The following is a 644-nucleotide window of genomic DNA, read 5'->3' on the forward strand; positions in this document are numbered from 1 at the left end:
AAGCTTTCAGCTTTGAGCCAGTTATTAAAACCCCTTTTGATTTGTTAAAACACCTTGCGGTCTGGCAACTGCAAGAGTCAAACAAGAAATCAAAAGGGGGTCCCAATGGGGGACGAAAAGAGCTTAGCGCACACCCGATGGAACTGTAAATATCACATAGTCTTTGCGCCCAAATACCGAAGACAAGCATTCTACGGGGAGAGACGCAGGGCGATAGGCAGCATCTTAAGAAAGCTGTGTGAGTGGAAAAACGTGCGGATTCTGGAAGCGGAATGCTGTGCAGATCATATCCATATGCTTGTGGAAATCCCGCCCAAAATGAGCGTATCCGGCTTTATGGGGTATCTGAAAGGGAAAAGCAGTCTGATGTTGTATGAGCAGTTTGGTGATATGAAGTTTAAATACAGGAACAGGGAGTTCTGGTGTCGTGGGTATTACGTGGATACTGTGGGTAAGAACACGGCAAAGATACAGGAATACATAAAGCACCAGCTTGCAGAGGATAAAATGGGCGAGCAGTTATCGATCCCTTATCCAGGTAGCCCGTTTACGGGCCGTAAGTAACGAAGTCTGATGCAAATGTCAGATCGTATGCGCCTGTTAGGGCGCGGCTGGTAACAGAGCCTTATAGGCGCATCAGAAAA

1 protein-coding gene is annotated in these 644 nt (G+C 46.9%); it reads left to right on the top strand.

From position 1 onward, the window contains the following. The first annotated feature begins 105 nt into the window (after positions 1 to 105). Positions 106 to 564 carry an IS200/IS605 family transposase gene (gene tnpA, locus FDX04_RS19640; protein WP_137361774.1) on the top strand — a complete coding sequence of 153 codons (459 nt, stop codon included), beginning with the start codon at positions 106 to 108 and terminating at the stop codon, positions 562 to 564. Positions 565 to 644: the final 80 nt, after the last annotated feature.

The sequence above is a fragment of the Citrobacter sp. wls615 genome (assembly GCF_005281355.1).
Taxonomy (GTDB): Bacteria; Pseudomonadota; Gammaproteobacteria; order Enterobacterales; family Enterobacteriaceae; genus Citrobacter; species Citrobacter werkmanii.

What these genes read in the sequence shown, in the direction of transcription:
- tnpA (WP_137361774.1), top strand. Translation starts at nt 106, where the DNA reads ATGGGGGACGAAAAGAGCTTAGCGCACACCCGATGGAACTGTAAATAT.